Origin of the sequence: Acidithiobacillus sulfurivorans (assembly GCF_018853815.1) — a bacterium.
GTDB classification, from domain to species: Bacteria; Pseudomonadota; Gammaproteobacteria; order Acidithiobacillales; family Acidithiobacillaceae; genus Acidithiobacillus; species Acidithiobacillus sulfurivorans.
In genome coordinates this window covers 1-23,510 of record NZ_JAAOMP010000134.1, presented here as the reverse complement: position 1 = coordinate 23,510, position 23,510 = coordinate 1, and the positions used below count along the sequence as shown (strand labels likewise).

The window sequence follows — 23,510 nt, the reverse complement described above, 5'->3', positions numbered from 1 at the left end:
TTGACTTAAAAAGCCTTGTCCGGCGCGTAGTTGTCGAATCGGGTAAACTCTCCATTGAAGGTCATCCGAACCGTGCCGATGGGGCCGTTTCGCTGTTTGCCAATAATAACCTCGGCGACCCCTTTGATTTCCTGATCCTCTTTTTTATAGACTTCCTCCCGGTATAAAAACAGGATCAGGTCGGCGTCCTGTTCAATGGCCCCGGATTCTCGAAGGTCGGACATTTGCGGGCGTTTATCGGTCCTGTTTTCCAGCCCACGGTTCAACTGTGACAGTGCGATCACTGGAATGGACAGTTCCTTGGCCAGTGTTTTCAGGGATCGGCTGATCTCAGAGATTTCCCCCACCCGGTTTCCACCGCTTCCCGGGACCTGCATGAGTTGCAGGTAATCCACGACGATCAAATCCAATCCGTGTTCTTTTTTCAGTTTTCGCGCGCGCGAACGCAATTCCAGCGGAGATAGCGCAGGGGAATCGTCGATATACAGGAGGCTTTCAGAAAGTTCTCCCATTCCATTGTTTAGACGCCCCCAATCCGATGACTGGATAGTACCGTTGCGCAGACGGCTCTGTGATACCCGTGAGCGCGACGCCAGTGCGCGCAACATCAATTCATGTACAGGCATTTCCATACTGAATACGGCCACTGTTTTTTTCTGCTCACAGGAAACGTGCTCGGCGATGTTCATGGCAAACGCGGTTTTGCCCATACTGGGACGCCCGGCGATGATGACCAGTTGCCCCGGATGTAAGCCTGATGTATCCCGATCCAAATCTTCATATCCGGTAGGCAATCCGGTTACGGCCGATTTACTCTGGGCGACCGCTTCAATTTGATCAACTACGTCTAATAAAGCCTGTTTGGCGGAGATAAAAGAAGACGCACCACGCTGTCGATTTTCTGTGAGGGCAAATATCCGTGCCTGTGCTTCATCGATCAACCCCTGCGCATCCCGATTTTCAGGTCGATAGGCTGTATCCAGGGTGTCCGTAGCCGCCCGAATCAATCTGCGGATATCCGCCTTGTCCCGGACGATGTTCGCGTAAGCCCGAATGCCGGCTGACGAGGAGGCTTCACTGGCAAGGCTGGAGGGATACGATACGCCACCGACCGTTTCCAGTTGTTCGTGATTGATCAGCCATTCGCACACCGTCACGGTATCTACGGGACGTTGTGCGGCTGTCAGCTTGAGGATCGCTTCGAAGAGTGTCCGGTGGCGCGGGTCGTAAAAATCCTCGGTCGCCAGCAGGTCCGCGATGATTTCCAGCGCCTCCGGATCAATCAGGAGTGCCCCAATAATCCGCTGTTCAGCTTCAAGCGCATGTGGTTGTGCTTTGTGGGTGCTCTGATAATCCGTTTGCATCAGTTGACCACCCCTTCTTCCAGAACGGTTTCCCGCAGCATTTTTTGCAGGATATCGGATACCACTGCGCTGGTTTTTTGCTCCTCGCAAACCGATTGAATTTCCGATAGCAAATGACTGGCGTCTTCTGTTAGCGGCGATTCCTGGGCTTGCTGTTCTTTCAGCATTTCCACAAATCGACTGCTGATGGGCATGTCTGTCTGGACGACGTCTTCCATAGAGGATTTCAGTCCATCCATATCCGGCTTGACAGACACCCCTACCCGGTTGAATACGATTTTCTCATGGCGCAAATGAATGCCGGTTAACGTGTCCTCGCCGGGTTTCCAGGACCACACACGCGGCGCGTGGCTTTCACAGTCCATGCTCATGCGCGTGATGTTTCCGGGGTTCCACCAGAGCGTGTTCCCCCTGCGCACGGTGGGACATAGTTTGTGCATGTGCCCGTTGACGACCATGTCCACCCCGGGTATCTCTACGATTTCCTTGGCTCCGGGGTACGCCCCGGCAAAGGCGAAGTCGGCATGGGTCAAAGCGATAACCATGCCCGGGTGATCTGGCATATCGGGGAGACCTTCTCCCAGCAAGCGATATTCCTGTCCATAGGCGTACGGAACCAGTGTTGCGATACAATCCGCATTCTCTTCCGGTCGAATGGAAAAAACCGGGAAAGGCACCGCATCGTCCAGCACCTGTAACAATCCGGATTCCTGGATGACGGCCAAGGCCGTATCTCCGGACAGGGTGGCGTCCTTCATGTCGTGGTTGCCAGCCAGGGTAACAGGGATCAGTCCGCCGTTCTGGTGATGATCGCGCAACAGATGCAGCAGCCCAGACAACAGTAACAAGTCCTGTTCTCCCGCGCGGTCGAAGAGATCGCCAAGGATCGCCGGCTGCAAACGGTTTTCTCTGGCAATATCCAAGGCTTGAGCCAGTTTGTTCAAAACGGTCCCCGCAAAGTTTATGTCGGTTCTCCGCCCGGGCCGGCGGCTGGACAAATGTGGGTCTCCGATGAACAGTAATCCGTCTGCGTAGATCTTCTTCAAGCGACAGCCTCCTTTGGGTGGTGATGGTGATCGGATAAGGGCGACTGCCCGCAAAATGGACAGACGCCCCACTGCGCGAGCAGGGTTTCACGCTCTTTGTGCAGTTGAACTTGTGCGCTTATTTCTTCCTGCAAAGACCGCACTGTTTCCTGAGCCTCCTTGCGGAGATGTTGCGCTTCGCTGCCCATCTGATATCCACGGAAAACCCATGCCGTTTTCTCGGATACCGGGGCCATCTCTACCGATTTCCACAGCGCCGCATCGGCTTTCTCAAAAACCTGTTTTGCCCGCCACAAATGTTGCACAGAACGCGCTAAAGTGGCTTTTTCAGACAGGCGGCCCGGTGAGGGCAATGAGACCTGCTCTGGCATGGTCCACTGGCCCCACAGCGCCTGCATGCGGCTCAAATGAGGCAATCCTACCGTCTCTTCAGCGCGTGTCACTAACCGGTGCGTTTCCTCCGCTGGCAATCTCTCCACCTTTTGCGGAAGAACGGAAGACGCCCAGAACGCCATGCAGGTCTTTTGCCGCTCCGCAAAAACCACTTGCCGTTCTGCTGCCGTAATGCGTGCGTACACCGACATGTCCGGAAGGTTTACCCGGTTTGGGAGGGTGCCGATGGCCTGAACAGCGCCTTGCGCACGATGCGCGTCCCTTACCAAGGACATCAGACTGGATAGCTCAATCTGGCGCCCCTGGGTTTTTTGGTGCACTTGTCCATATAAGGTAGCCTCTTCTTCGAAGGCATCCAGGTCGCTGACAACCTGTAGCAACTTCTGAAGTTCAGCCACTTTCTTTTCGCCCTCCCGAATCGTTCGACGGTCTGCGTCCACCTGTTTTTTCCACTGGTCACGCAGTTTGCGTAGATGCTGGGATTCCCGTCCCATGTCCAGAATGGCCGCCCGTTGCGACGGGGTGCGATCAAGTAGAAAGACAGGGGACTTCTGATCGCCAATCTGCACATCGAGCGCGTCTTTTCCCTCGATGTTGAGCATATCCACACCCAGGAGGTTTTTGGCCCAGTCAGGTACACTTTTGGGAGAGGGAGTATCCCGAAGAATGGCGCCTTCGGCGTCTTTCAGGATATACCGTGTTTTCGGCGCGCCCTTGCGAACGCGTACCCAATGGAGGGTCTGTCCATTCTCAAGCGTCAGGACAACTTCCGCCCGATCTTCACCATGACGAATCACCGTATCCGATGCGTCGTTATAACAGATGGCACGAAAAGCTTCGGTGACGGCTGATTTGCCCACATCGTTGTCTCCCGTCAAGAGGGTGACTTCAGGATGCAGGGGGATATCGCTATCGGCATGCGACATGAAATGGATCAGGCGGACTGCACGGAATCCACGGGAGCCTTCTTCCTTCGGCAGCGTGTCCCCATGGGTGTCCTGGACGTCTTGGCTGCGTGGCACATACCGCACTCGCACCGCAGCCGTCTCGGTATCCCCAGAAACTTCGCAGCGTTCCAGCCGCACCGGAAATCCTTTGAGCATGTCGGCTGAATGATGGCTGATCATGAGAATCTGAATCCCCAAGTCTTTCGCCAGTTGATGCACTACATCAGAAAATGCCGTGACGCGATCATGGCGAATCCAGCAATCTGCTTCGTCGAGGATCAAAAAAGGGCGGAACGTGAACCCTGACAAAGGCGTACGACCCGCACGGGATAGCGCTGCAAAACGCAGGCCGGCTGAAAGCACGTTGGCTACAGAGCCGCCGCGCCCATGCAGCGCATCTTCCAAGTGATCCCCGTTGCGCACGCCAATCTGCAGGGCAGGCAAGCCACGTTGCGTATCTATTTGTAAGGACACCGATTGGCGTTGCTGGTCGTCTTCTCGCGGCAAAACATCCTCCAGAAAGGCGCTCAACAAGCCTTCGAGGACACCCAGCGAACGTGCATGAAAACGCGCCTCCAGGGCATCCAGAATGGCATCGACTTCTTCGCGGTATTTTTGCCGAGCGCGGGCAACGCCGATTTCTCGCTCCAGCACAGCGCAGGTATCCGTCATGAAAGATCGACGGCCCTGCAGCCGGGCGATGCGGCGCGACAAATCGGAGGTCGTCTTCATGCAGCGGCGCCCGAGTCGATTTCGGCCAGTGCGTTTTCCATGGCGACCACCTGTTGCAAGGCGTCCTCTAGTTGCGTCTGGCAAGCCAACAGTTTGGATTCGTTTTCGGCCTTCTCCTTCTCCAGGAGACGCTTGATTTCTGCCAGGTCATCCGTGCCAAATTGCTCTTTCAACTCCGCGCTTTTCTGCGTCCATTGCCGCTGATCGGCCTCCTTTCGGGCTTCCAGTCGGGCAATGCGGGCATCCAGATCAGTCTTCTTTTTAGATAAAGTTTCCAGCAATGCTTGTTGTTCGATGATTTTCACGAATGAGTCTCCTAAAAAAGAAAGGCTATAAGGCGTATGATAGCGTTATACGTTTGCGCAGTCAAATTAACGCAAAAAAGCCGCAAAATAGGATTCGCGGCAAATAGGGGAGGAGAGGAAAAACGTTGTGCTAAATGGAAATATTCAGTGTGCGCAAGGTGTCTGTAATGGATGTCAGGGCTGCTTGAGACTTTTTGGCCTGCTCTGCAGAGGCGATGACATCGTACAACATGGGGAAGGCCGTCATGGCGTTCTCCAGCCGATTCTGCACGGCTAAAGCCCGGGACTGGATATCCGACACCTCCGTACTCATCGCCTTCCATTCCTGGACAAGCGCATCGAAAGCCATCCTGGGATCGGCAACAAGGCTGGCGTCTAAAGAGTCTGATCTGTCTTCCTTTACAGGATGGCTTTCGATGCTTTCGGTGGCTTTTATAGGGGTATCTCGTGGCATAGGGGTATCCATGATGGTAGATGGTTCACTATCAACGGTGTTAGCTTCGTCCTGTTCTGCTTGGCTTTTGGTGCCTTCCAAAGGCGCTGCATCAACCGTGGCGGAATGATGGCTCACATTGAACGCGCGACAATCCACCACGTAGCGATCACCTTCCGGAATTTCCGACGGGGGAATCTGGTCTCTTATCTGCCCTTGAGCGATCAGATAACTGAGAACTTTTATGACCTTGTCACGCGGTATTTTTGTAGATGACACGATGGCTGATGTGGTTCGATGACCCGATTGAACAGCGGTGCGAACACGATCCGTATAAGAGCCATTCAATAATGCCGACATGGACGGGCTTTCCGTCCGTGTTGTCAGTGTTTCTCCTCGACGGTAAACGAGACGATCGGGTTTATAATCTTCTCGGGGGCCAGTAGGAAGACCGAGGGGTTTGATAGAGGTTTTTTCGTTGAAGTCCATAACGGCTATTATACGCATGACAGCGGGTATTTCAAGTTGTCTGTTTGTGCGTGGCGGAGTAACTAACAGCGCATCCCGATGCCGTACAAAACCAGTTTTAAGCCCCTGGCCTGAAGGGCAAGGCTAAAGGGCAGAGATTGTCCCCACCCAAAGATATCAATCGCGATAACTTAATCCCTGTCCAATCGGTCTTTCGCAGCGTGTCCAGCATCATCGCCACTGTCCTGCTGAAATGGCATGGAAAACGCTTTGTCATCTTCAGCACAAAATTTATCGCGACTGATCATCGGTTCGATGCGTCGGATAATGGCTTCGCCCTCTTCGCAGTCACGGACTCGCAACATATCCGTCTGATTGAACGCCATCACACTGACGAACGTGCGCTCAGTGCCATCTGGGTAGATGGCGATTACCGGATCGGGGTCAGACGTTTTGGACAAATCCCGATATACCAGGGCAATTTCGCCGGTTTTCTGGTTTTTATACGGGTGAAAGACTGGAATGGGCTGCCCGTTATGAAGGATGATTCCGGGGGCCATGATGTTCCGGTTTTGAACTTCACCACGATCGGTTTTAACCGTGAGCGTCATTTGATCGGGATCGGCCGGCATGACCCCTTCTGCGGACTGCAGAAGCATGTCGATTTTTTTCCACGTATCTTCCAGTGCGGCTTCCTCGTAAGAGGCGATAAATGCCCGGCTGACCGCATTTTCCGGATCTGGCGCGTTGCGATAAATACTGTCCAGGGCTTCCAGGATGAACTGGTTTTCTGACATACCCCCGAGTTCCAGCCGTTGCGCGGCTTCGAGAAGGTCGTATCCCATGGCGGAGAACACCGGTTCGACAGGCACGAAATCCGTAACATGACTGAGGTCTTCGTCTTTATCAATGGACGTGATGCGCAACTCACTCGCGTTGCCGATTTCTGAATCCTCAAAGAACAGTTTGCCATCGTCCGCGCTCGTGCTTGCTTCAATATAGTCACGTGCAGCCTTAATAATTTCCTGATTCGTCGCGTTCTTTTGTACCTCCACCTCGATGGAATCATATTCCGAAACGGTGCGGCCAATATGGACAGTGACAGTCTGGCGATCTTGAGTGCTCATGGAATTTCTCCTTTGGAATGACCGAATATCGGGTATGTAAGCAATGATAGCGGTTTTACTGCTCGCAAAAAAAACCGCTAGAGGGTGCGGTTAGCTCTTGCCTCTTTTTATCCATGAGCCAGCACGCACCACGTGCACATTATTTAATTCCCACGGTTTCTGCGGGTCGATCTTGATCAAACACCACCCATGACCGGGGCCATCCTCCCAATGCCCGGAGCGCACCCATGCCTGGTGCCAGTCTGGCAAGGACAAATATGCCGTACGGTTTTTGAGCAGCACCTGATTTCTGATGCCCAGGTATTTGTCGTAGGCGCTCCCGTTCGGTCGGCAAGACCGCTGGCGTGTAATCGGCTTTCCACCGTTGATACGAACCGCTTCGTCTATAGTGCAGCCCAACGTTTGTAGGCACCATTCAGCCAGATATTCCTGACGGGCTTGCCGGCGTTGTTGGCGCGTCCGCTCTTTTTGCTCTTTGCGTCGCGCGGCTTGCAATGCTTCTCCGCCCTGGTCTTTGGACACCCCGCGTTCCTTCAATATTTGCCGGACACGTTCGCGGGTTAAGCCGAACTTGTCACCCACCTGCGCAAGCGTTTCCCCTTGGCGATACAATCGTTCCATGGTGATCTCGCGCGGCTCGGCGGTTTGGCTTTTAATGGGAATCAACGTCATAAAAATCTCCAAGGTTTATATGTCATATATAGTACCTATGATAGCGTTATAATGTCAAACCAATGGACCGCTAGGCCGACTATCTTCCTTGACGGCCTGCGCCCCATGCTTGCACCCCCGGCAAGCTGGATCGTTCGGATGTTCGTCTTTGTATCGACAGGGTATGCCGTCCTTGGCGAAGACATTCGGCTGCTCTTTCAGTATGCGTTGGCCTTTTTTCGTCCAACCGACCTGCACCATGTATGTTTTGGCGGTGATCCGATTACGGCATCCATAGACAACATCTGGTGGGCGATGGGTGCTTCTGGGTGGAAAACCGTTTTTCCAATGGGTCACATGGAAAAGACTCAAATAGATGGTGCCCATCATAACGACATAGGACGCAATGTAGATGACTGTTCGCAGAAAAGAAGACGGCTGATGAATTTCGTAAAACAATACGGAGCAGACCAATACCGAAATCACGGTGGCCAGCATGGGCGAGACGACATAATGGCTTTCCAGTTGGTCCATCAGCTCTTCGATTTCCGGAGTGAGGTGCTTCTGGAATCTTTTTCGGAACCAGGGTTTTTTGTGCATGGTGGGTATCCTCCTGTTTATTTTTTCAAACTTCTACTGCACATCAATCGAAATGGCTGGAGACGCCAAATAGACGGCCCCCTCTGAATTTCCGCACACAAGCCTGTACCGCCCTGGCCTGCCAAACGGCATCATCCGCCGCATTGTGCGCCACGCCCTCGTCTTCCACGGGAATGCCGCCTTGCGGATAGGCCAGTTCAAAGAGGGTGCGGCAATCCCGATCCGCGTTGTACCGCACCGGCCATCCATTCCCGGGTCCCAAAGGCTCCTGGAAGCGCGCGTACAGGAGTTGCAGTTGCGCGGAATCGAAGGATGGGCCATTGGACCAAATCCGCAATCTTTCTGAGGGGATACGCTGGAGAAAGCGGGAGAATTTGCCGAGGCCGTGAGCTACCGAGTGTGCGCAAGGGCCTTGAAAAGCCGCCTGCCTCGCCTCCAGGGACTGATCCATCCACCATTGGATGGTGTCAATATCCACCAGCGCACCCCGGTCTATTTGCTCCTGAGCAGGCAGGCGAATGGCAAAGCTCTGCCCGATCTGGTCAGACTCTGGATCGAAAACGACGGCACCAATAGTAAGCACTACTGCTCCCAGTTGGGTGGACAGCGCCTCAATATCCATCATCACATCATGCATAGCTATCCTCCTTGCTCATTGTATTCGTTTCGACGATCCGGTATTCCCTGGTATTCCCCTCATTGGGATACCCCCAGGGATTGCACAACACCCGTGTTTTCCCTATTCGGTAATTCATCCGGTCATGCACGTGACCATGAATCCAGATGGCAGGCTGCCAGCGTTGAATGCGATGCTCCTGTTGACCATGGATGCGGCGTCGTGGTTTTGGGTGACGTAGCGTAATCCCTGTCCAGCACTTCACGGTAAGAAGTAACGCCCAGGCGATGAAATAACACTTGTTCTGTTTCTTGGGAGAACAATGGGTGACGCTGTGTCCTGTTATTTAGTCTGCACATCAAATAATTACCTTGTCAAAGAACCAGTATGTTCAATATTTTTACCGTCCCCCTGATGGGGTTGTTGAGATAAGAGCCAGATGCATAGGCAATTCTCATGAACGAAACCCAAACCGTTCCTGAATGAACGTGCAAAACGAGTTCCACACTGGATCAATGGTGTCAGTGAACGTGTTGTACGCAACAACGGGCGAATCATCGTCTCCTGGCAAGCAGCGCGTCAAATCTAGTAAAAACGCCCATCCCTCTTCATATTCTTCCAGAAGCAAGAACTTGCCTTCTTTTAGGTTATTGCTTTTCTCTATCAGTTTTGCCGTTTCGTCGATGGCGTGATACCTGAATTCCGGCACGCCTACACCGTTGATGTCGGTGCCATTAATGCCACCGGCGCCATATTTTTCCAGGAACCACACATAAGATGCAGGCAATGCACATTGAACGGCTTGTTCAATATAACTAATATCGGCGTCTGTTGCTAGGTAAGCAGCGTCAATGAAGCTAAATTCACCGCGATTTCGTTCGATAAAATGAATAAATTTTTCGTTATCGCAAATCATTTTACACCTTTGGATGTGGCCTGATAGTTTTTGAATCTGTTTTTCCAGTAGCGTGACCTAAATGACTCAAAACCTCTTTTTAGTGAAGGGTCATTTCTGAAGATCTTCCCGTCTTCTATAACACCATGAAGAACCTTGTGCCCTGAAGCATGTAAAGTCTGCCTAATCTCAGCAATTGGACCAGGTTCCTCTTGTATGAGATGGTGCAGCGCAACAGGTTTTCCATCTTGCCCAATCGGTGCCAACCCCTCCTTCATTCTTTGCAAGTTTGTTCGACCCTTTACATCTTTTGTTTCAGGGTTTATCCCATGCTTTAACTGGTATGTACTTCTTCCCTCGAAGCGGCGCTTAATGTACGACCTTCCGGCATCTTCAGCCGCCTTTTTCTCGGCCTCGTGTTCAACAATCTTTTCCCCTTCATGGACGGCAGCGTCAACCACTACTCCCTTGCCGATATCCTCCATGTCATGGAACAGCCCGGCGTCAGCGGTACCAACACCCATATTGATCGCCAGAACCGCCGCCAAAATAAATTTCCAGTTGAAACGCATGCTCACTTTCCTTATTTAAGGCCGTTACCAAGATTTTACTGACGATTGCAGCCCCATTCCCGCAACCGAAAAATCCGGCGATCCTTTTTCTCCACTTCGGCACTAAAAGGCATCACCGCGTTCAAAATATCCGTCATCTGCACAGGCTTTCCTCCCAGACAAAGGCAATCGTGGGAGAAACCACATAACGGCTCCCCAGTTGGTCCATGAGTTCCTCGACCTCCGGAGTGAGATGCTTCTGGAATTTCTTTCGGAACCAGGGTTTCTTGTGGATCATGGGATTTCTCCTGTCAAACTTCTACGATCCGGTATTCTCTTGCCCGGCCTTCGCCTGGATACCCCCAGGGATTGCACAGCACCCTGGTGTGGCCTATCCGGTAATCCATGGGATCATGCACATGGCCATGAATCCAGACATCGGGCTGCCAGCGTTGAATGTAATGCTCCTGATTGGAGCAGAATCCGCCCGATATGGGACTTCCGGCGAATCGGGGGTGCTGACTTCGGTAACTGGGCGCGTGATGGGTAATCACCACTGTTGGCCCCGCAAAAGGGTGATTGGTGAACTGGTCATCCAGCCAGGCGATGCTGTCCCGATGCGCCTGGAGGATGGCTTCCGGGGTGATGCACCGGGAATCTGCGTCCTCGATCACAGCGAAGTCCGTCCAGAGGGCCGCGCCCAGAAAGCGGACGCCATCGATCACGACCGACTCGTTTTCCAGCAGGTACGCTTTGGGATCATGGGCGATGGCCTCCCGGTACTTTTGTCGGTCATCGGGGAAGACCCCGTTATAATATTCGTGGTTGCCCAGCACAAAGATCACTGGACCGTCATACACGATGCGCAGCTTACACAAAAGCTTCACGTAATGCATGGGCAGTATTTCCACATCACCGGCCAGGACCAGCACGTCGGCGGGGCCGGTTGGCATTGATAGACCGGTCAGTGTGAAGGAATTATCGAACTCCAGGTGGAGGTCGGAAGCGTAGGCGATGCGCATAAAAATACTCCGTTAAGTAACCCGTATATCCAATACCGTAACATCAAATCACTTCTGCTCTCTTCCACCGTCCAAAGGGGTACATCCATATCAAAAACCGTTTTCTGTTTGCGAACGAGATAAACGTCTGACAAAGACCAGCCATCAACCGGTGCATCGCCAGCGGACAAGGCGCGAACTATGGCGTTTTATTGATTACCTGGTGGGTTTGCTCAGATGAAATTTTAGCACAAAAGTTCCATTTTTTTCCTGTCATCTCCTCCCCCAAAAAACCGCTCTTCGAGATAATCAGCAAAGGTGTCCCATCCCTTTTCCCATCGATCCTCTCCAATTTGATAGACAATAACCGGGCATTCTTCTGTGGTTTCATGGCACCCGCTGGTATCCAGCAGGCATACCCAATCGTCACTAAACCATTCCAGGAAAACCCACTCCGGCAAAACGGATGGATGATCTTTCCGAAAGTCCAAGGTTTCCTCCACCACGGCATATCGATGGTCTGGAGTGCCCATGCCTTCTATGAACACGCCGTTGACACCTCCAGCACCATAAGTCTTGAGAAACCACTGATAGCTTTTTGGAAGATGTACACCCAGGTCAGATTTTATTTTTTCAATATCCGGATCGCGAGCCACCAAGTTTTTTGCAATAAACAACTTATTCTCATCATCTATCTTGTTTATTTTTTGTTTAATGGCTTCAAGGGTTTTCATTTTCGTATTCCTCTGCTCTCATTTTCCAGCGTTTTTTCTGTTTATTATATGTTTAGAGTATATTTTTCCGCTAGTTTCAGCCGCCTTTTTCTCGGCCTCGTGTTCAACAATCTTTCCCCCTTCATGGACGGCAGCGTCAACGACTACTCCCTTGCCGATATCTTCCATGTCATGGAGCAGATAGCTGCTGAGGTCTTCTTTGTAGTCATTCCGCGTCCTCCTGTCCGTTCGCAACTCGCACATCCACGACCTTCTCGCCATTGAACTTCCAGCCGCGTTCTTCCTGATGGCACCAGATAGTCAGCCCGTGGTTCTGGTCGCATACCCCTTTGTCATTGGGAACAGATTTGTATGAGCCGGTATCCAGAAATACATGCGACCCCACTGTCAGCAATCGCGATGGATCCCGCATCACTGTGATAGTGTGCCCCACATACGTCCGGGACAAACCCGGCTGGTCCGTCATACCGTTCTCAGCCACCCGAGCGCGCAACTCTCGCCCCCACAATACATGGTCCAGGCCGTCGCCGGTCATGTCGAACCCCCAGATATTATGCGGGGATTCCCACAATGGATTCTCCTCGGCGTCCGACTGATCCAGCGTCTGGTCACACCAGTCGGCATCACCGCCCAAAAGTTCGGCATGGGCGACGTGGAAGCGGCTGGGCGAATCTGCACCAACTACCCGAATAAGCGGCATTCCCCGCAAGAGATCCAGCCAGCCCGCCAACGTGTCGAGATGCGCTGATCCCTGCAAAAATGGCAGCAACCATTTACCGCCATTACTGAAAAACGAGCCACCGTACACCTCGATGCGAACACGATCTACAGGGGACATCTCCTTGACGTCGGAGACCGTCTCAAGTTGATCCATCAACACCGCCATTAACATAGCGTCATGATTGCCCAGTACCGGCAGGAACCAGGGTTCGCGGAGCCAGTCGAGCACCGCAGGGCTATCCGGTCCACGATCCGTCAGGTCGCCCACACTGAACAGACGATCCGTGGATGGATCGAATCCAACGTACCGCAGTAGCGTATCCAGATAGCCCGCGCAACCATGCAGGTCGCCGACGATGAAATCCCGGCCTTGGGTATTAGCCGCGTGACGCACGATCTTTTTCTGGATGAACGGCGTTGAAGACGCGGTTTTCGTGTCTTTGCCGCCAAAGCCGTTGGCACGGTCCCACAAGGTTTTTTCGTAATACCCGTATATGCTCATGAATAGTTCCTTATTTACTGTATGACTACTTGCCTGCCCACTTCACCAATCCATGCTCCCACCATTTTGCGAAGCGTTCTCGGATTTGATGCGGATTCCATAAACGTAGCCCAGAGCATATCGGATATATCCGGTAGCTGATTAGTGTGAATTCCGTACTCTTCCATGACGCTGCTGATCACCCCGTGGACCACCGTTTCATGGTGCTGTTTGCTGGGGGCGGGTATCTCAATGGTGAGCAGGCGGCTCAACAGACTACCTGAGAGATGCTCCTTGTAATTGGCTGTAAGTACCCACGTAATCGCGGATAGATCTACCGGAACCATTAAACATTCATCCAGAATAGATCGTGCACTACTTGGTTCCAAAACGTTGTGCAGATAATCCTCTACACGCCCGTTATGCGTACCGGAACCTGCCTTATCAATTTCGTCTACCAGTATCATCGGGTTGGCTATGTTGTGCTGACGTATGGTTTCTAATGCTAACGAAGGTCTGGTGCTGGACCAGCCTCTTGCTGACCCCTTCAGTAACATGACGTCCATGCTGCCACCCGCGCCGTAATACGTCATAGGAATACCTAGTATTTTTGCCAACATCTGGCTATACCGTGTTTTGCCCACACCAGGACGACCGATCAACAATAATGGGTTAATGTACACATAGCCCCGTCCCATGCGGCACATACTGATCTGCCTACAGATAATCTCATTGGCCCGCTGCGCCCATGGGAACATCCTGTCCAGACAGGAAAAAACCATCTCGGGGTCTGGCGCGGCAATAAGTGGGATATCCTTACCAGACATCCCATTATACGCCTTAACCGCACGATCGTCCGGATTAGCCTTAAAATTTTGAACAACGCGTAGACTCATCCCAGAAAATGCAGCGGGAATTTTTACCGATAGATTCTGCGTCGGCACCTGTGTGGCGTCTAACTTCAAGGGTGCATCTTGTTTAACACCGCCGTCTATAATATCTGGGGTAACTAATATGGTATTTTTCTGTATGCCACGCAGAATAGAATCGCCTCTTTTATCGGCTTTCTGTATTTGTACGATATGGTTAGAATCCCATTCAGTGTAGTGTCGCCCCATGTACCATTTCAGCTTATCGCCAGCATTTTCCAGTATGTTAGATAGCATATCTGCCGATAACGGTTTTGGAAGCATGGTTGCCACCATTTCCTCCCAACCAAATGGTTGCGGATCCATCTTCTCTAGCGCGTCTATAATTGCCATTATATCGAACATGACGGACTCTGACGCACTGCGAGATGGAAAAGTATTCAGCCCAAAAAGAATATCCTGCACTTCACTGACACAATGCTTAATGTACCGCTCACTAGCACTATCAACATTGGCGCTTTTAACTCTTTGAATGAAAGCGTTCACCAGAAAAAGCAGAGTAGCATCGTACCCCATACGTGATATGAACTCGTCACGTCGAGACATTAGAAAAACAATCTTCCAGTTAGATGCGTGAAATCGGAAACTTTGTTCGCCGAAATGCTCCTGCATCTCTGCATCTGTTACCTGTTTTATCTTCAAGAAAGCCTCAAACGTAACCCTGTCACGTATGAGTTTATGCATGTACACTTCTGGGAATACGATATGTGACATGGAAAACGGGTGGTTCTCATTGATTCCGTTTTTCATGTACAGTTTGCATAGATACTTCCCATGAATTTTCGACCACGGAAGCGAGTCTGTAAACAGTAATCTGCGCATGATACCCACATCATCGGCGTACTTAATGATCACGTGCAGCATAGCTTTACGCAACAAATGCGAGCTATTTTCCATCACGGCAGACATGATATTGATAAAAGATCTGTATTCCGAATAAGAATCCAGCTTTAAGATATTTTCTAATGATAGGGCTTTCCCTTCGCCAAGGTCGGGAATAGAGATGGAAAAGGACGATGGCTTGCCCTTTTCCGATGTGTTAGGTACGTCCGGTGTGACCTGCATGCTTGTCATATTATCATCCTCATGATCTCTATAGATTAAATCCAACGTAGTGCATCAGCGTATCCAGAACCAATGAAGTTACTCGCGTCCGAACTAGCGACGTCATATGAAAAACTCCCCCCACTCTTCCGGAAAATAACAATTCTCTGTTGCCTCGCGAAACATGGGCGCGATTTCCTGATTGGTGAACCCAGCCAGGCCACACCCGACCCTGGTCACAAAAAACCGCAACTCCTGATGATCCTTTGCGTATCGCAGAAAATCGTTTACGCCACGCCGAACTTCTTCCAGGGACAGCACGCCAAGATGTGCGTTCTTGGTAGGAATGGCGTAGGCATCCCCGGTGCGTCCCCGGCCAACCCCAGGTACAGCGCCGAACCGTAGCCGGGCGATCTTGGCCGCACCCGCTCCATGCCGGCCAGCCAGGTTGCTTCCGAACACGAAAATGGCCGGGGATGTGGGTAACGTCCCGTCTTTGTGGGTGATCATTGGGTATCCTTACCTCATGAATGGGCCAGACTTGGCAAAGCCCAAAGGCTTTACGTTCATATCAGCCAATCTGTCCACATACTCATCCCTGCACTGAAAACTACCAATATCTTGAATGTATTGACCAGTCTTTCGTTCTAGCCATCCTCGTGCAGTGGCTATGCACTGTTTGTGTCTACCGATATTTAACGCAGCCACATTATGTTCGTCGCATATTTCTTCATTCATGCACATCGCAGCAATAATGCTTAATTCACCGTAAGCAATCTCTCTGGTGAGAACGCGAACTAAATGCTTATTTAGAAGAAACTCATATTCTTTGATCGTATCAACATCTTCTGCTTCGTGTTCGTCAAGCTTAATAAACCCAGATGACACACCTTCATTGACCACGCGAGTCATGAAGTTCTGCCAAGCTTTTACCCGTTTATTTTCCTTGTTTTTGCTTGTCGCTTTAATGGTGCCCATTTTGAATGCCCTTATATAATCTATAAACCAAACCAAAAAATTACTTGGTCATGGATTGGCGTTTGACCGTCTTGATACCACTCTTTTTGGTGCCAGTTTTTGTCCATCCATGGCTTAGGACTCAATCGTCCTATTGATAGCCTTCAATGCGGAGTTGGGGTATTGGCATGATTAAACCCTTCCCCTGTAGTCAGGTAGCACGTGCTCTGTTTCAGCAGTACCCGACGATCATCATTGCTTACCGGTGTGCCGCAAGCCCACTTCGGTGCATCTGCCGTAAGCCATATCACACGGGCTTCGTGATGTGCTTTATCTGCGTCACGTTGATTGTCGTACATTTCTTTTGCATTCATTTCGTCTTCTCCTTTCGGCAAATTCCTTCGGCAATGCGATTCACAAAGCTCGTTACATTATCTACGGTGATCTCCTGATCACTTGGAAACCAATGGTTATTTCCCATCTTGCCTTGTGCCAGCTTTTGTATGGATGCAGGACACGCTTTCCACCGCGCAGCATAGTGTCGTTCCTTTAGCTTGTCTGGCGCATGGAGGGGCTGAACTACAAGGCCAATGCCATCACTGGCGCGGCCACACTGGCCGACTTGCTGAACAATGATCTTCAATCCGAACGGTTTTTCCGGTTGGTCGCTCAACGAAACCCAGAGGCGCTGTTCCCCAGAACACACTTGCCCGCCTTCTGTGGTGGTGATAAAACTGGCTTGCACGCCTTCTATCGTCGTGGTCAGTTTTTTCAGAAACCCCTTGGCTTCCCGCAAAAACTCCTGCTTGAAAAAGTGACCCATATCCCAATCTTCGCCTTTCCAGGAGAAATAATCGGGTCTCAGCGCTGTGATCTTGGGCACCCTTGGTTTCTTGATAGCCATGAGGCTTCCTTCCTCCACCACGCTTTCACCGTTCATGTTTATTCCGCTCTCTTTTCGATACATAGCTTTTCACCTGTTGCCAAAGGTGAACGTCGAGGCCAGAGACACCCGCTAACTCTATCTGACTCAAACAAACTCCTGACACAACGATGCCCGGACAGTCACTCGTCACAAAGATATTCATGTTATAAGCGCGTTCATTGTGATCGGCATCGAATCGGCAAACCAAGCAATAATAGGGAACATCAGAAGATTCTCTGATTTCGACCGGAATTAAAACGCATTCATTCGGGTAATGTTCTTTTAGTACAGCAGCAACCTTATCGCTGACAAAAATGCCGCTAGCGAAAGTAGAACAAACCAAATCTCCGAATGGCAAGTCTTTTGCGTCTTCACACCAGTTTGCTTTTATAGTTGCCTCAAATTCGTTTTTCCCAGAACTTCTAAAGATTGCCATACGTTTCAGGAAAGCAAGATGGTCAAAAAAGGCTTTACCAGGAGAGCAAAGTCTTTTCACCATGGTCGCTCCGTTCACGTCATATTGTTGGTTGATACAATAATAAACCATATCTTTAGCCACCTGCTGGCATTGAAGAAAGTATCTTTTTAATTTTTGATAACGCTTTTTTTACGTTTTCACAAGCGATACCATCATCGGTGTTGCTTGCCATCGCGTCAGCAAATGTTTTATATACATACCCGTAATATTTGTCAGCGTGCAATGACCGGCGATATTAGCCTCCACACTCTGTATCCGTTTGCGCACGCGGAAACTCAATGTATTCTACAAGATAAACAAGACCAGACAAACTATTCTTGGTGATTTCTTCAAACAGGCTTTCAGAGATAAATAACGAGCCGTCACGTATACTGGGTCGGTTCGTCGGCACTATTGGATGTACGTGGTAAGCATGATGCGTGACAATCTCCAAATCAAGATCGGAAACAGTCTCCCAGCTCAGATATAAGTACATCTTTTCATCGCCTAAGTGTGCGATGTAAAAATCACCAGACTCTTTCATCATGTGGCCAACAGCGGCATAGGCCTTCTCATTTAATACCAAATCCACTCCTGCCGTTGTCGCAATGTCAGGTCGTGGGAGGTCAGAACAATCATCGCACCATTCAATGACGCACTCTTTATATGCCGACGTTGCCAACTGCCGCCTTTCTGGTTTTGGGAAATGAAAGAAGAAGGTTTCCCACCAGTTATGCAGTTCACCTGTAGTGTCGCATAACTGTGCGAATGCTTGGTTTCCTTTTTCATCAAATGGTATGTCGACAGATATGATCTTCATTCGTTGACTCCATCCATGAGGTCTTGCTTGATTTGTCCAAGTTCATTTTTCACGTTTAAGCATGATTCATCAAGGTTTGAGCCCGCGCTGTATGCCCTACTCAACCTTGTTAATATTTTTTTGTAATATCCCAGGCTGTCACCATGCAACCCTGGATGGTAAACGCCAGAACAATCTGCACCAGATTTTACATAAGGAAGCCAAACACCGTTTTCGGCGTCGTCTGGAAGAATGTCACACGTCTTTAGGATGCCTCTGAGCTTTTCTGCATAATTGCCGAACCTTCCGTCATCTGGTGGAACTATGTGGTGCGCCGCACAACCCTTTACACGTAGTGGGTACCCATAAGCTTCATGCATATTCTTTCGCAAGGTTTCTGTCCTCGCCTCGATATACAGATCTTTGGCTTCCTGCTTCCATGGATGCGCGCCTCCGACCCCGTTACAAGTCCACTGGTGAATGCCATCATACGTCCCGCTTTCATGGCAATGATATTTGTCCATCAAATACGCGGCACCTATCGTGGCGGCACCTGCACCGATGATAGAATCACGAACAGGATGCTCCACAAAATTATGAGCAATTCCGCCCTCTACTGCCGCTCCTGCAACAGATCCCGCAACCGCGCCCATAATTGGATGCTGAGTAAGCATGTTGGGCTGCCCATTCTGTTGGGATTTTTCTTCTTCGTGATGAACGATAGCATCCCCAACCAATGCACCCAATAGACCAGCTTGGGCTGTTGGCGCAACCGCCATAAACCCAATCAAAAAGATGGATATTACCCCCTTCGAACAATTTACTTTCATGCCGCTCTCCTCTCCCCTTGTTGAACCACCATCGCTATCTCCATGTCCGCGATCACCTTCTTCAACCGCTTGATCTCCGCCGCCTGGCTATTCATGGTCTGCCGCTTGACCGTCTTGTTGGCGTTCCTGCTCTTGCGTACCGGCTGACTCGCCATACGCTGCTCGATGATCCGCGACTGCACTTCCAGATAATCCGGGTTCGACGTGCAGGCATTACGGATCAGGGACGCCAGGAAAGCACGGGTGACGGGCTGCGCATCGAGCTTCGGTGCGGCCACAATCTCCCGCACAGTGCCCGTTTCATCGACGGTCAGCATGCCCCAAGTAGCGGGCAACTCTCCTTTTTCGCCGCCTGCAAGGCCTCTGACGATCTTCTCGTGGTTCTTGTGGGGGACCACCAGATACCAGCGATCGCAATACTGCTGAACCGCGACCGCCTTCTTTTCGTCGCTGATCTCCTTCAACCAGTCGGCCCGGGTGGTCTTGACCTCAAATCCAAGGATCTCCAAACCTAGAGAAGGCCAAAGACCTACGGCGATCATGTCGGCGTAGCGCGGCCTGTCTGTAGTCACGTCGCCGGTGATCTTGTCGATTACCCGGCGGCGTTTGATCCGACCTGTCGCATTGCGGACTTCCTCCAATGTGGCGTATTGCGGAGCCGTGTAACGCATGCGGAGGGCGGCTTTGATGTGGGATGCTTTCATAATAACGCTATGTTACCCACTATAACGAGTCATGTCAAATTAGTCAGGCTTTAGGCACACTTTTTAATGTGTGCCTAAAGCCAACCGTTTTTGTTAAGCTGCACTATCGATACTGCAGCCCCTTGCCAAAATCATATTGCGGTACGGATCGAAACGCTGGATATCTTCGGACAAATCCTGTTCGATGTCCTTAAGCAGGAAAACTTCGTTGCCTTCGTTATCCAGAAACGTCGAGCGTGTAGAACTCATCGCATGGTTAAAATCCTTGCTGGCAAACAGCAGGTCGCTGTACTGGTCCAGCCTGTCCATCATGACCATGAAACCGTCCTTGCGATCAAAGACGATGCTTGAAAACAACGCATGGAAGATCATCGTAGCGGCATTTCTGTGTCCACGAGACTTGTTGCTCATCCCGAAAATGCGAGACAGGTAGGGCGCGATACGGTCCAACTCGGGGGCGTGACGGGCATCCACGTCACCACGACGCATGGCGGCGATCTGTTTGATGACCGCGTAGACACCTCGCTGGGCATCAACATTTTCAGTTTCCACGGATTCGATCAGAGATCGCAGCATTCCAGCCACGAACCCCTGACTGAATCCACTCTTTTCATTCACCGAGAAGGCCGATTCGAATAATTCTGAACCGATTCCTTCGTACAGCGCAGAAAGCATATCGTACTTCACGCCCCCCGTATCGACGTAGCTGTACTTGAGGTAAGAGAACAAAGCCAACTGAACCGCGCTATTCCCCTTTTTGGGGTCAACCTTCAGTACCATGGACGCCAGATACGGCATGTCGTGCTGAATCAAGCTCGCGTCGGGACCAACCTGCTCGAACAGGTCATTGTTGGCCGCCGTAGAAGCTTCACGCTGTTTTCCCAGGTCCAACAGGGCAAATACTTTTGGATTATCCGTCAACTGCACATGAAAACGGACGGCCACACGAGAAACAAGACACGCCAAAAGACGGTTCTGCCCATCTATCAACATGCGTTGATAACTGTTCTCACCGATGGTCTTGATAGAGAAGATAAGGCCCTGCGGCGAAACTTTGTTGAATTCCCCATCTTTCATCTGCTTGGCCAGCGCCGTAACGTATCCCTCGGCCACCTTGCGGTTCCGTTCATTGATAATTTTGGTCGCATCCGCCTGCGGAACAACGCCGTTTTTGACCTGATAATTCAGCAATTCCCGAATGTAACCATGATAACAGCGCACCATGGCACAAATATCCGACTTCTTGCTCTTGAACCGCTTCATTTGGGCGCGAACATTTTCGTCCGCGATTCCCAGGAAATCCAGCGCCGCATCCGGCGAATCCACCAGTACCGTTCCAGAGACGAACTCGGTATCATCGGTGGCGTTACGGCGAGGCATATCATCAAAATAAGAGACAAAGTTTTTCATGGTTTTTCCTTTTACAGAGTAGTAAGACAACAAAAATTTCTATAAACCTTCTTGTTCATTTCGCCCAAGGCCGTTCATTGCGTATCAGATTCTCATAATTCTGCGCAAGCCGTTCCGCGTTTTTGACCTGCTGCTCATACGCCTTCTGAAGCCTTTCCCGGTAAACGGCCTTCTCGAACTCTTCACGGGTCGGCACCGTGAATAATGGCGGTGGCGGACAGTAAGGAACAAATACCGGCCTATCCCCTTCTTCCATGTTGCGCAGGATATAATCAAATCCCAGGCGGACCCTCGGCAAAACGGTCTGCTTGTACAGGCGCAATAATCTACGGGAAAGCTCATCGTAATCATCAGAACCGTCCATCAGGAACTCGAAACTGCAACCCAATTCCCCTATGTCTAACATGTTGTTCAAAGACAAAAGATTGTAGTTGTCATCCAAATAATAGTAGCTATCATCGGGGTCTTCGAGTTGATTTCTTTCGTTCGCGTAATCCAATATTTCTTCCGGTTCCCATGCAATAGGATATATACACGGCGCAAGATTGTTTTGGAAAAGCACATCCCCAAACAAAATGCTTTCGAGCTTGCCGTCCAGGAAAGACAGATAAATTCCGTTGTATTCAAAGCCACGATAGCCACATGGATCATTTAGTGTGTCTACAACTTCCACAAGCTCTCTGGTGTATTTCTTGGGATCCGTTACCCGGTCATAAATGGTATAACGCTCGTCATTTTCGTCGCACAAATTTTCGTCATCGTCGATCACATAAGCGCGCCGAATGGACATTTCCTGAATCTGGGACTGAATCACGGCCTGTTCCAGTGCAACATAGTCTGGAATCTGATGAATAGCAATGAGTCCGGAAAAATTATAATGCATGACATTTTCCGGGTTTTCATACAAGCTTTTGATTTCCACCTGATCCGGATGAACCCCAAAGCGGTTGGCGATGCGGGATTGCATTTTCGAAAACTGCATAGTGTCATTGAATATTTCCGTTTCCTCTTCTTCACAGCGTAGTTCAAAAGCTAAATGCTCTGCATCTTCCAGCCGTTTCTTTTCATGCTTCTCGGTTTCCGTCAGGTCAGTAATGACGTGTGCGTTTTTCAACAACTCAATAGAGTGTTCTTGTTGTTCTTGTATGTACATGGTTTAGTTCCTTTGTTTAACTGGTAACTATCTGGGTATAAGGCGGTCGTGAATAATTGTCTGGTACGGCTTGGTGGTGTTTTATACCCCCAGAAAGCCGCTACCAAAAATATTTACGGTCTACTCAAGTCAATGCCCCACTATCTTCCAAATCGAGGTTCGGCTTGTCCTGAATGGGTTTGGGTGTATTCATTAAAAATTTCTCTCGCCGCATCCGTTCAGACGCTGGTGGATACACCCACCAGGTCCACCAATACAGCAAGGTATAGGCGACGCTGGACAAAGATACGTTCTGCTCGGCCGCCAACCGTTCCAACGCATTGCCCATTTCCACCGGAAAGCGCATGTTCACCTGCATCCAGCCGGTTGCCTCTTTTTGGCCTACCGTGTCCTTCATTGTGACAGTCAGCCCTTTGGTAGTGCGCCACTTCAGTCCGTGTTCCCAAGGTTTGTCCTGAGAAAAACGCTTTGCTGCATCGTTAAACATCACCTTGAGTGTACGATTGGACGCAAACGCCAAAGTCCTGGCATAGACCTGCATCTTGGTGGGCGCTCTGGTTGGGATTTCCACGTACGTCTCGCCCGTCTTTTTATCTGTAAAAACTCGCATAAGTCACCCCTTGTTCAAAATGTATAACGCTACGTTACGCCTCTTAGCGGGTACTGTCAAATTAGAAAAAAACCGTTCCTTTTTGAATGTTCACCACAGTGGTATAGGAAGAGCCGACTTCAAGTACCCTGCCCTAAAGGGCAGGGATTGTTCCCACCCAAAGATACAGGCTGATCGATCACGAGTGTCCCACCTTGAATATGGGAACCCGAGGTTTTCCTGTAGTAATCTTGGATGAAGCGGTATTGGAGCCTACATTTTACCGTAGACACATACTCACCAAATCCGTTGATACTTAGGAACCCGTCTTGCGTGAGAACGTCTCGCGCTTGTTCAAACAGAAACAACAGGTTGTTTCCTGCATGAATATCGGCATGTTCCGTATGCTGGCATACGGTACACTGAAATTGCTGATTTCTCCGGCTATTCGGGTCTATGTTCCCACAGGAACAGGCCTGACTGGAATACGCAGAAGGAAAATCATGAATCCGCATTCCCAGTTTATGCGCCTGTTGCCGCATCCAGGTCCGAATGGTTCCAAACCGGGGGTGTAAGCCCAAACCCTCGAAAATTTTGTTTGGCCTCGTAATTCCCTATTCCAAGAGCAAATCGGCCACCAACGCATCGA

The 23,510-nt window shown here is 50.5% G+C and carries 31 protein-coding genes; all 31 read right to left on the bottom strand.

Annotated features, from left to right (window positions below; all coding sequences use genetic code 11):
- Positions 1–5 precede the first annotated feature (5 nt).
- The 31 genes from dnaB to HAP95_RS17535 all read right to left on the bottom strand — a co-directional run bounded on the left by dnaB (position 6) and on the right by HAP95_RS17535 (position 23,376).
- Positions 6–1,364, bottom strand: a complete 1,359-nt coding sequence (gene dnaB, locus HAP95_RS12500; protein ID WP_215881861.1) for a replicative DNA helicase — start codon at positions 1,362–1,364, stop codon at positions 6–8.
- Positions 1,364–2,410: a metallophosphoesterase gene (locus HAP95_RS12495; protein ID WP_215881860.1), complete on the bottom strand. Its 1,047-nt coding sequence runs from the start codon at positions 2,408–2,410 to the stop codon at positions 1,364–1,366. The genes dnaB and HAP95_RS12495 overlap by 1 nt, the downstream gene beginning before the upstream one ends.
- Positions 2,407–4,482, bottom strand: a complete 2,076-nt coding sequence (locus HAP95_RS12490; protein ID WP_215881859.1) for an AAA family ATPase — start codon at positions 4,480–4,482, stop codon at positions 2,407–2,409. The genes HAP95_RS12495 and HAP95_RS12490 overlap by 4 nt, the downstream gene beginning before the upstream one ends.
- Positions 4,479–4,787 (bottom strand): hypothetical protein, encoded by a 309-nt coding sequence (locus tag HAP95_RS12485; protein ID WP_215880714.1) that lies wholly within the window; start codon positions 4,785–4,787, stop codon positions 4,479–4,481. Before HAP95_RS12485 ends, HAP95_RS12490 begins: the two co-directional genes overlap by 4 nt.
- Before the next feature lie 130 nt (positions 4,788–4,917).
- Positions 4,918–5,580, bottom strand: a complete 663-nt coding sequence (locus tag HAP95_RS12480; RefSeq protein WP_215880713.1) for a hypothetical protein — start codon at positions 5,578–5,580, stop codon at positions 4,918–4,920.
- Between the two features lie 299 nt (positions 5,581–5,879).
- Entirely contained in the window at positions 5,880–6,815 is a 936-nt protein-coding gene (locus HAP95_RS12475; RefSeq protein ID WP_215880712.1) for a hypothetical protein, read from the bottom strand.
- Between the two features lie 90 nt (positions 6,816–6,905).
- Positions 6,906–7,487: a sigma factor-like helix-turn-helix DNA-binding protein gene (locus HAP95_RS12470; RefSeq protein WP_215880711.1), complete on the bottom strand. Its 582-nt coding sequence runs from the start codon at positions 7,485–7,487 to the stop codon at positions 6,906–6,908.
- A 54-nt stretch (positions 7,488–7,541) separates the two neighbouring features.
- Positions 7,542–8,066: a hypothetical protein gene (locus tag HAP95_RS12465; RefSeq protein WP_215884517.1), complete on the bottom strand. Its 525-nt coding sequence runs from the start codon at positions 8,064–8,066 to the stop codon at positions 7,542–7,544.
- A 43-nt stretch (positions 8,067–8,109) separates the two neighbouring features.
- A complete protein-coding gene (locus tag HAP95_RS12460) occupies positions 8,110–8,703 on the bottom strand; it encodes a 3'-5' exonuclease (protein ID WP_215884516.1) in 594 nt (197 codons plus the stop codon).
- The gene (locus tag HAP95_RS12455) at positions 8,696–8,947 is read right to left on the bottom strand and encodes a metallophosphoesterase family protein (protein WP_215884515.1); all 252 of its coding nucleotides are present in this window, start codon (positions 8,945–8,947) and stop codon (positions 8,696–8,698) included. Before HAP95_RS12455 ends, HAP95_RS12460 begins: the two co-directional genes overlap by 8 nt.
- A gap of 189 nt (positions 8,948–9,136) precedes the next feature.
- Complete coding sequence (locus HAP95_RS12450; protein ID WP_215880707.1) at positions 9,137–9,598, bottom strand: SMI1/KNR4 family protein; 462 nt, start codon at positions 9,596–9,598, stop codon at positions 9,137–9,139.
- Complete coding sequence (locus tag HAP95_RS12445) at positions 9,595–10,149, bottom strand: HNH/ENDO VII family nuclease (protein WP_215884514.1); 555 nt, start codon at positions 10,147–10,149, stop codon at positions 9,595–9,597. Before HAP95_RS12445 ends, HAP95_RS12450 begins: the two co-directional genes overlap by 4 nt.
- Positions 10,150–10,282: 133 nt before the next feature.
- On the bottom strand, positions 10,283–10,426 hold the full coding sequence (locus HAP95_RS12440) for a hypothetical protein (RefSeq protein WP_215880705.1): 144 nt from the start codon (positions 10,424–10,426) through the stop codon (positions 10,283–10,285).
- 13 nt (positions 10,427–10,439) lie between these two features.
- Positions 10,440–11,150 carry a metallophosphoesterase gene (locus HAP95_RS12435; protein WP_215884513.1) on the bottom strand — a complete coding sequence of 237 codons (711 nt, stop codon included), beginning with the start codon at positions 11,148–11,150 and terminating at the stop codon, positions 10,440–10,442.
- Positions 11,093–11,320, bottom strand: coding sequence for a DUF7668 domain-containing protein (locus tag HAP95_RS17650; RefSeq protein ID WP_438263670.1), 228 nt, complete (start codon positions 11,318–11,320; stop codon positions 11,093–11,095). The genes HAP95_RS12435 and HAP95_RS17650 overlap by 58 nt, the downstream gene beginning before the upstream one ends.
- Before the next feature lie 54 nt (positions 11,321–11,374).
- Positions 11,375–11,863 carry an SMI1/KNR4 family protein gene (locus HAP95_RS12430; RefSeq protein WP_215880703.1) on the bottom strand — a complete coding sequence of 163 codons (489 nt, stop codon included), beginning with the start codon at positions 11,861–11,863 and terminating at the stop codon, positions 11,375–11,377.
- Positions 11,864–11,881: 18 nt separating this feature from the next.
- Positions 11,882–12,106 carry a hypothetical protein gene (locus tag HAP95_RS12425; RefSeq protein ID WP_215884512.1) on the bottom strand — a complete coding sequence of 75 codons (225 nt, stop codon included), beginning with the start codon at positions 12,104–12,106 and terminating at the stop codon, positions 11,882–11,884.
- Positions 12,069–13,085 carry a metallophosphoesterase gene (locus HAP95_RS12420; RefSeq protein WP_215882045.1) on the bottom strand — a complete coding sequence of 339 codons (1,017 nt, stop codon included), beginning with the start codon at positions 13,083–13,085 and terminating at the stop codon, positions 12,069–12,071. Before HAP95_RS12420 ends, HAP95_RS12425 begins: the two co-directional genes overlap by 38 nt.
- 14 nt (positions 13,086–13,099) lie before the next feature.
- Positions 13,100–15,067, bottom strand: a complete 1,968-nt coding sequence (locus HAP95_RS12415; protein ID WP_215884511.1) for an AAA family ATPase — start codon at positions 15,065–15,067, stop codon at positions 13,100–13,102.
- A gap of 93 nt (positions 15,068–15,160) precedes the next feature.
- Entirely contained in the window at positions 15,161–15,547 is a 387-nt protein-coding gene (locus HAP95_RS12410; protein ID WP_215880700.1) for an A1S_2505 family phage non-structural protein, read from the bottom strand.
- A gap of 9 nt (positions 15,548–15,556) precedes the next feature.
- Positions 15,557–16,015, bottom strand: coding sequence for a hypothetical protein (locus tag HAP95_RS12405; RefSeq protein WP_215880699.1), 459 nt, complete (start codon positions 16,013–16,015; stop codon positions 15,557–15,559).
- Positions 16,016–16,158: 143 nt separating this feature from the next.
- Entirely contained in the window at positions 16,159–16,368 is a 210-nt protein-coding gene (locus HAP95_RS12400) for a hypothetical protein (RefSeq protein ID WP_215880698.1), read from the bottom strand.
- Positions 16,365–16,934 (bottom strand): hypothetical protein, encoded by a 570-nt coding sequence (locus HAP95_RS12395; RefSeq protein WP_215884510.1) that lies wholly within the window; start codon positions 16,932–16,934, stop codon positions 16,365–16,367. The genes HAP95_RS12400 and HAP95_RS12395 overlap by 4 nt, the downstream gene beginning before the upstream one ends.
- On the bottom strand, positions 16,924–17,478 hold the full coding sequence (locus tag HAP95_RS12390; RefSeq protein WP_215880696.1) for a hypothetical protein: 555 nt from the start codon (positions 17,476–17,478) through the stop codon (positions 16,924–16,926). Before HAP95_RS12390 ends, HAP95_RS12395 begins: the two co-directional genes overlap by 11 nt.
- A gap of 154 nt (positions 17,479–17,632) precedes the next feature.
- Positions 17,633–18,196, bottom strand: a complete 564-nt coding sequence (locus HAP95_RS12385) for a hypothetical protein (protein WP_215880695.1) — start codon at positions 18,194–18,196, stop codon at positions 17,633–17,635.
- Positions 18,193–19,005, bottom strand: coding sequence for an AHH domain-containing protein (locus HAP95_RS12380; protein WP_215880694.1), 813 nt, complete (start codon positions 19,003–19,005; stop codon positions 18,193–18,195). The genes HAP95_RS12385 and HAP95_RS12380 overlap by 4 nt, the downstream gene beginning before the upstream one ends.
- A complete protein-coding gene (locus HAP95_RS12375; protein ID WP_215884509.1) occupies positions 19,002–19,676 on the bottom strand; it encodes a hypothetical protein in 675 nt (224 codons plus the stop codon). The genes HAP95_RS12380 and HAP95_RS12375 overlap by 4 nt, the downstream gene beginning before the upstream one ends.
- Before the next feature lie 126 nt (positions 19,677–19,802).
- Entirely contained in the window at positions 19,803–21,119 is a 1,317-nt protein-coding gene (locus HAP95_RS12370; protein WP_215884508.1) for a hypothetical protein, read from the bottom strand.
- Positions 21,120–21,174: 55 nt separating this feature from the next.
- Positions 21,175–22,272, bottom strand: a complete 1,098-nt coding sequence (locus tag HAP95_RS12365) for a hypothetical protein (protein ID WP_215884507.1) — start codon at positions 22,270–22,272, stop codon at positions 21,175–21,177.
- Between the two features lie 124 nt (positions 22,273–22,396).
- On the bottom strand, positions 22,397–22,882 hold the full coding sequence (locus HAP95_RS12360) for a hypothetical protein (protein ID WP_215884506.1): 486 nt from the start codon (positions 22,880–22,882) through the stop codon (positions 22,397–22,399).
- A gap of 119 nt (positions 22,883–23,001) precedes the next feature.
- Entirely contained in the window at positions 23,002–23,376 is a 375-nt protein-coding gene (locus HAP95_RS17535) for a zinc ribbon domain-containing protein (protein WP_368356586.1), read from the bottom strand.
- Positions 23,377–23,510: the final 134 nt, after the last annotated feature.

Bases quoted from the DNA above. Each gene is read 5' to 3' on its own strand.
- HAP95_RS12460 (WP_215884516.1), bottom strand. From the start codon at position 8,703: ATGCATGATGTGATGATGGATATTGAGGCGCTGTCCACCCAACTGGGA.
- dnaB (WP_215881861.1), bottom strand. From the start codon at position 1,364: ATGCAAACGGATTATCAGAGCACCCACAAAGCACAACCACATGCGCTT.
- HAP95_RS12440 (WP_215880705.1), bottom strand. From the start codon at position 10,426: ATGATCCACAAGAAACCCTGGTTCCGAAAGAAATTCCAGAAGCATCTC.
- HAP95_RS12360 (WP_215884506.1), bottom strand. From the start codon at position 22,882: ATGCGAGTTTTTACAGATAAAAAGACGGGCGAGACGTACGTGGAAATC.
- HAP95_RS12450 (WP_215880707.1), bottom strand. From the start codon at position 9,598: ATGATTTGCGATAACGAAAAATTTATTCATTTTATCGAACGAAATCGC.
- HAP95_RS12420 (WP_215882045.1), bottom strand. From the start codon at position 13,085: ATGAGCATATACGGGTATTACGAAAAAACCTTGTGGGACCGTGCCAAC.
- HAP95_RS12375 (WP_215884509.1), bottom strand. From the start codon at position 19,676: ATGCGTTACACGGCTCCGCAATACGCCACATTGGAGGAAGTCCGCAAT.
- HAP95_RS12480 (WP_215880713.1), bottom strand. From the start codon at position 5,580: ATGTCGGCATTATTGAATGGCTCTTATACGGATCGTGTTCGCACCGCT.
- HAP95_RS12365 (WP_215884507.1), bottom strand. From the start codon at position 22,272: ATGTACATACAAGAACAACAAGAACACTCTATTGAGTTGTTGAAAAAC.
- HAP95_RS12370 (WP_215884508.1), bottom strand. From the start codon at position 21,119: ATGAAAAACTTTGTCTCTTATTTTGATGATATGCCTCGCCGTAACGCC.
- HAP95_RS17535 (WP_368356586.1), bottom strand. From the start codon at position 23,376: ATGCGGATTCATGATTTTCCTTCTGCGTATTCCAGTCAGGCCTGTTCC.
- HAP95_RS12385 (WP_215880695.1), bottom strand. From the start codon at position 18,196: ATGAAGATCATATCTGTCGACATACCATTTGATGAAAAAGGAAACCAA.
- HAP95_RS12475 (WP_215880712.1), bottom strand. From the start codon at position 6,815: ATGAGCACTCAAGATCGCCAGACTGTCACTGTCCATATTGGCCGCACC.
- HAP95_RS12490 (WP_215881859.1), bottom strand. From the start codon at position 4,482: ATGAAGACGACCTCCGATTTGTCGCGCCGCATCGCCCGGCTGCAGGGC.
- HAP95_RS12425 (WP_215884512.1), bottom strand. From the start codon at position 12,106: ATGTGCGAGTTGCGAACGGACAGGAGGACGCGGAATGACTACAAAGAA.
- HAP95_RS12415 (WP_215884511.1), bottom strand. From the start codon at position 15,067: ATGACAAGCATGCAGGTCACACCGGACGTACCTAACACATCGGAAAAG.
- HAP95_RS12445 (WP_215884514.1), bottom strand. From the start codon at position 10,149: ATGCGTTTCAACTGGAAATTTATTTTGGCGGCGGTTCTGGCGATCAAT.
- HAP95_RS12380 (WP_215880694.1), bottom strand. From the start codon at position 19,005: ATGAAAGTAAATTGTTCGAAGGGGGTAATATCCATCTTTTTGATTGGG.
- HAP95_RS12405 (WP_215880699.1), bottom strand. From the start codon at position 16,015: ATGGGCACCATTAAAGCGACAAGCAAAAACAAGGAAAATAAACGGGTA.
- HAP95_RS12395 (WP_215884510.1), bottom strand. From the start codon at position 16,934: ATGAACGGTGAAAGCGTGGTGGAGGAAGGAAGCCTCATGGCTATCAAG.
- HAP95_RS12465 (WP_215884517.1), bottom strand. From the start codon at position 8,066: ATGCACAAAAAACCCTGGTTCCGAAAAAGATTCCAGAAGCACCTCACT.
- HAP95_RS12410 (WP_215880700.1), bottom strand. From the start codon at position 15,547: ATGATCACCCACAAAGACGGGACGTTACCCACATCCCCGGCCATTTTC.
- HAP95_RS12435 (WP_215884513.1), bottom strand. From the start codon at position 11,150: ATGCGCATCGCCTACGCTTCCGACCTCCACCTGGAGTTCGATAATTCC.
- HAP95_RS12400 (WP_215880698.1), bottom strand. From the start codon at position 16,368: ATGAATGCAAAAGAAATGTACGACAATCAACGTGACGCAGATAAAGCA.
- HAP95_RS12430 (WP_215880703.1), bottom strand. From the start codon at position 11,863: ATGAAAACCCTTGAAGCCATTAAACAAAAAATAAACAAGATAGATGAT.
- HAP95_RS12470 (WP_215880711.1), bottom strand. From the start codon at position 7,487: ATGACGTTGATTCCCATTAAAAGCCAAACCGCCGAGCCGCGCGAGATC.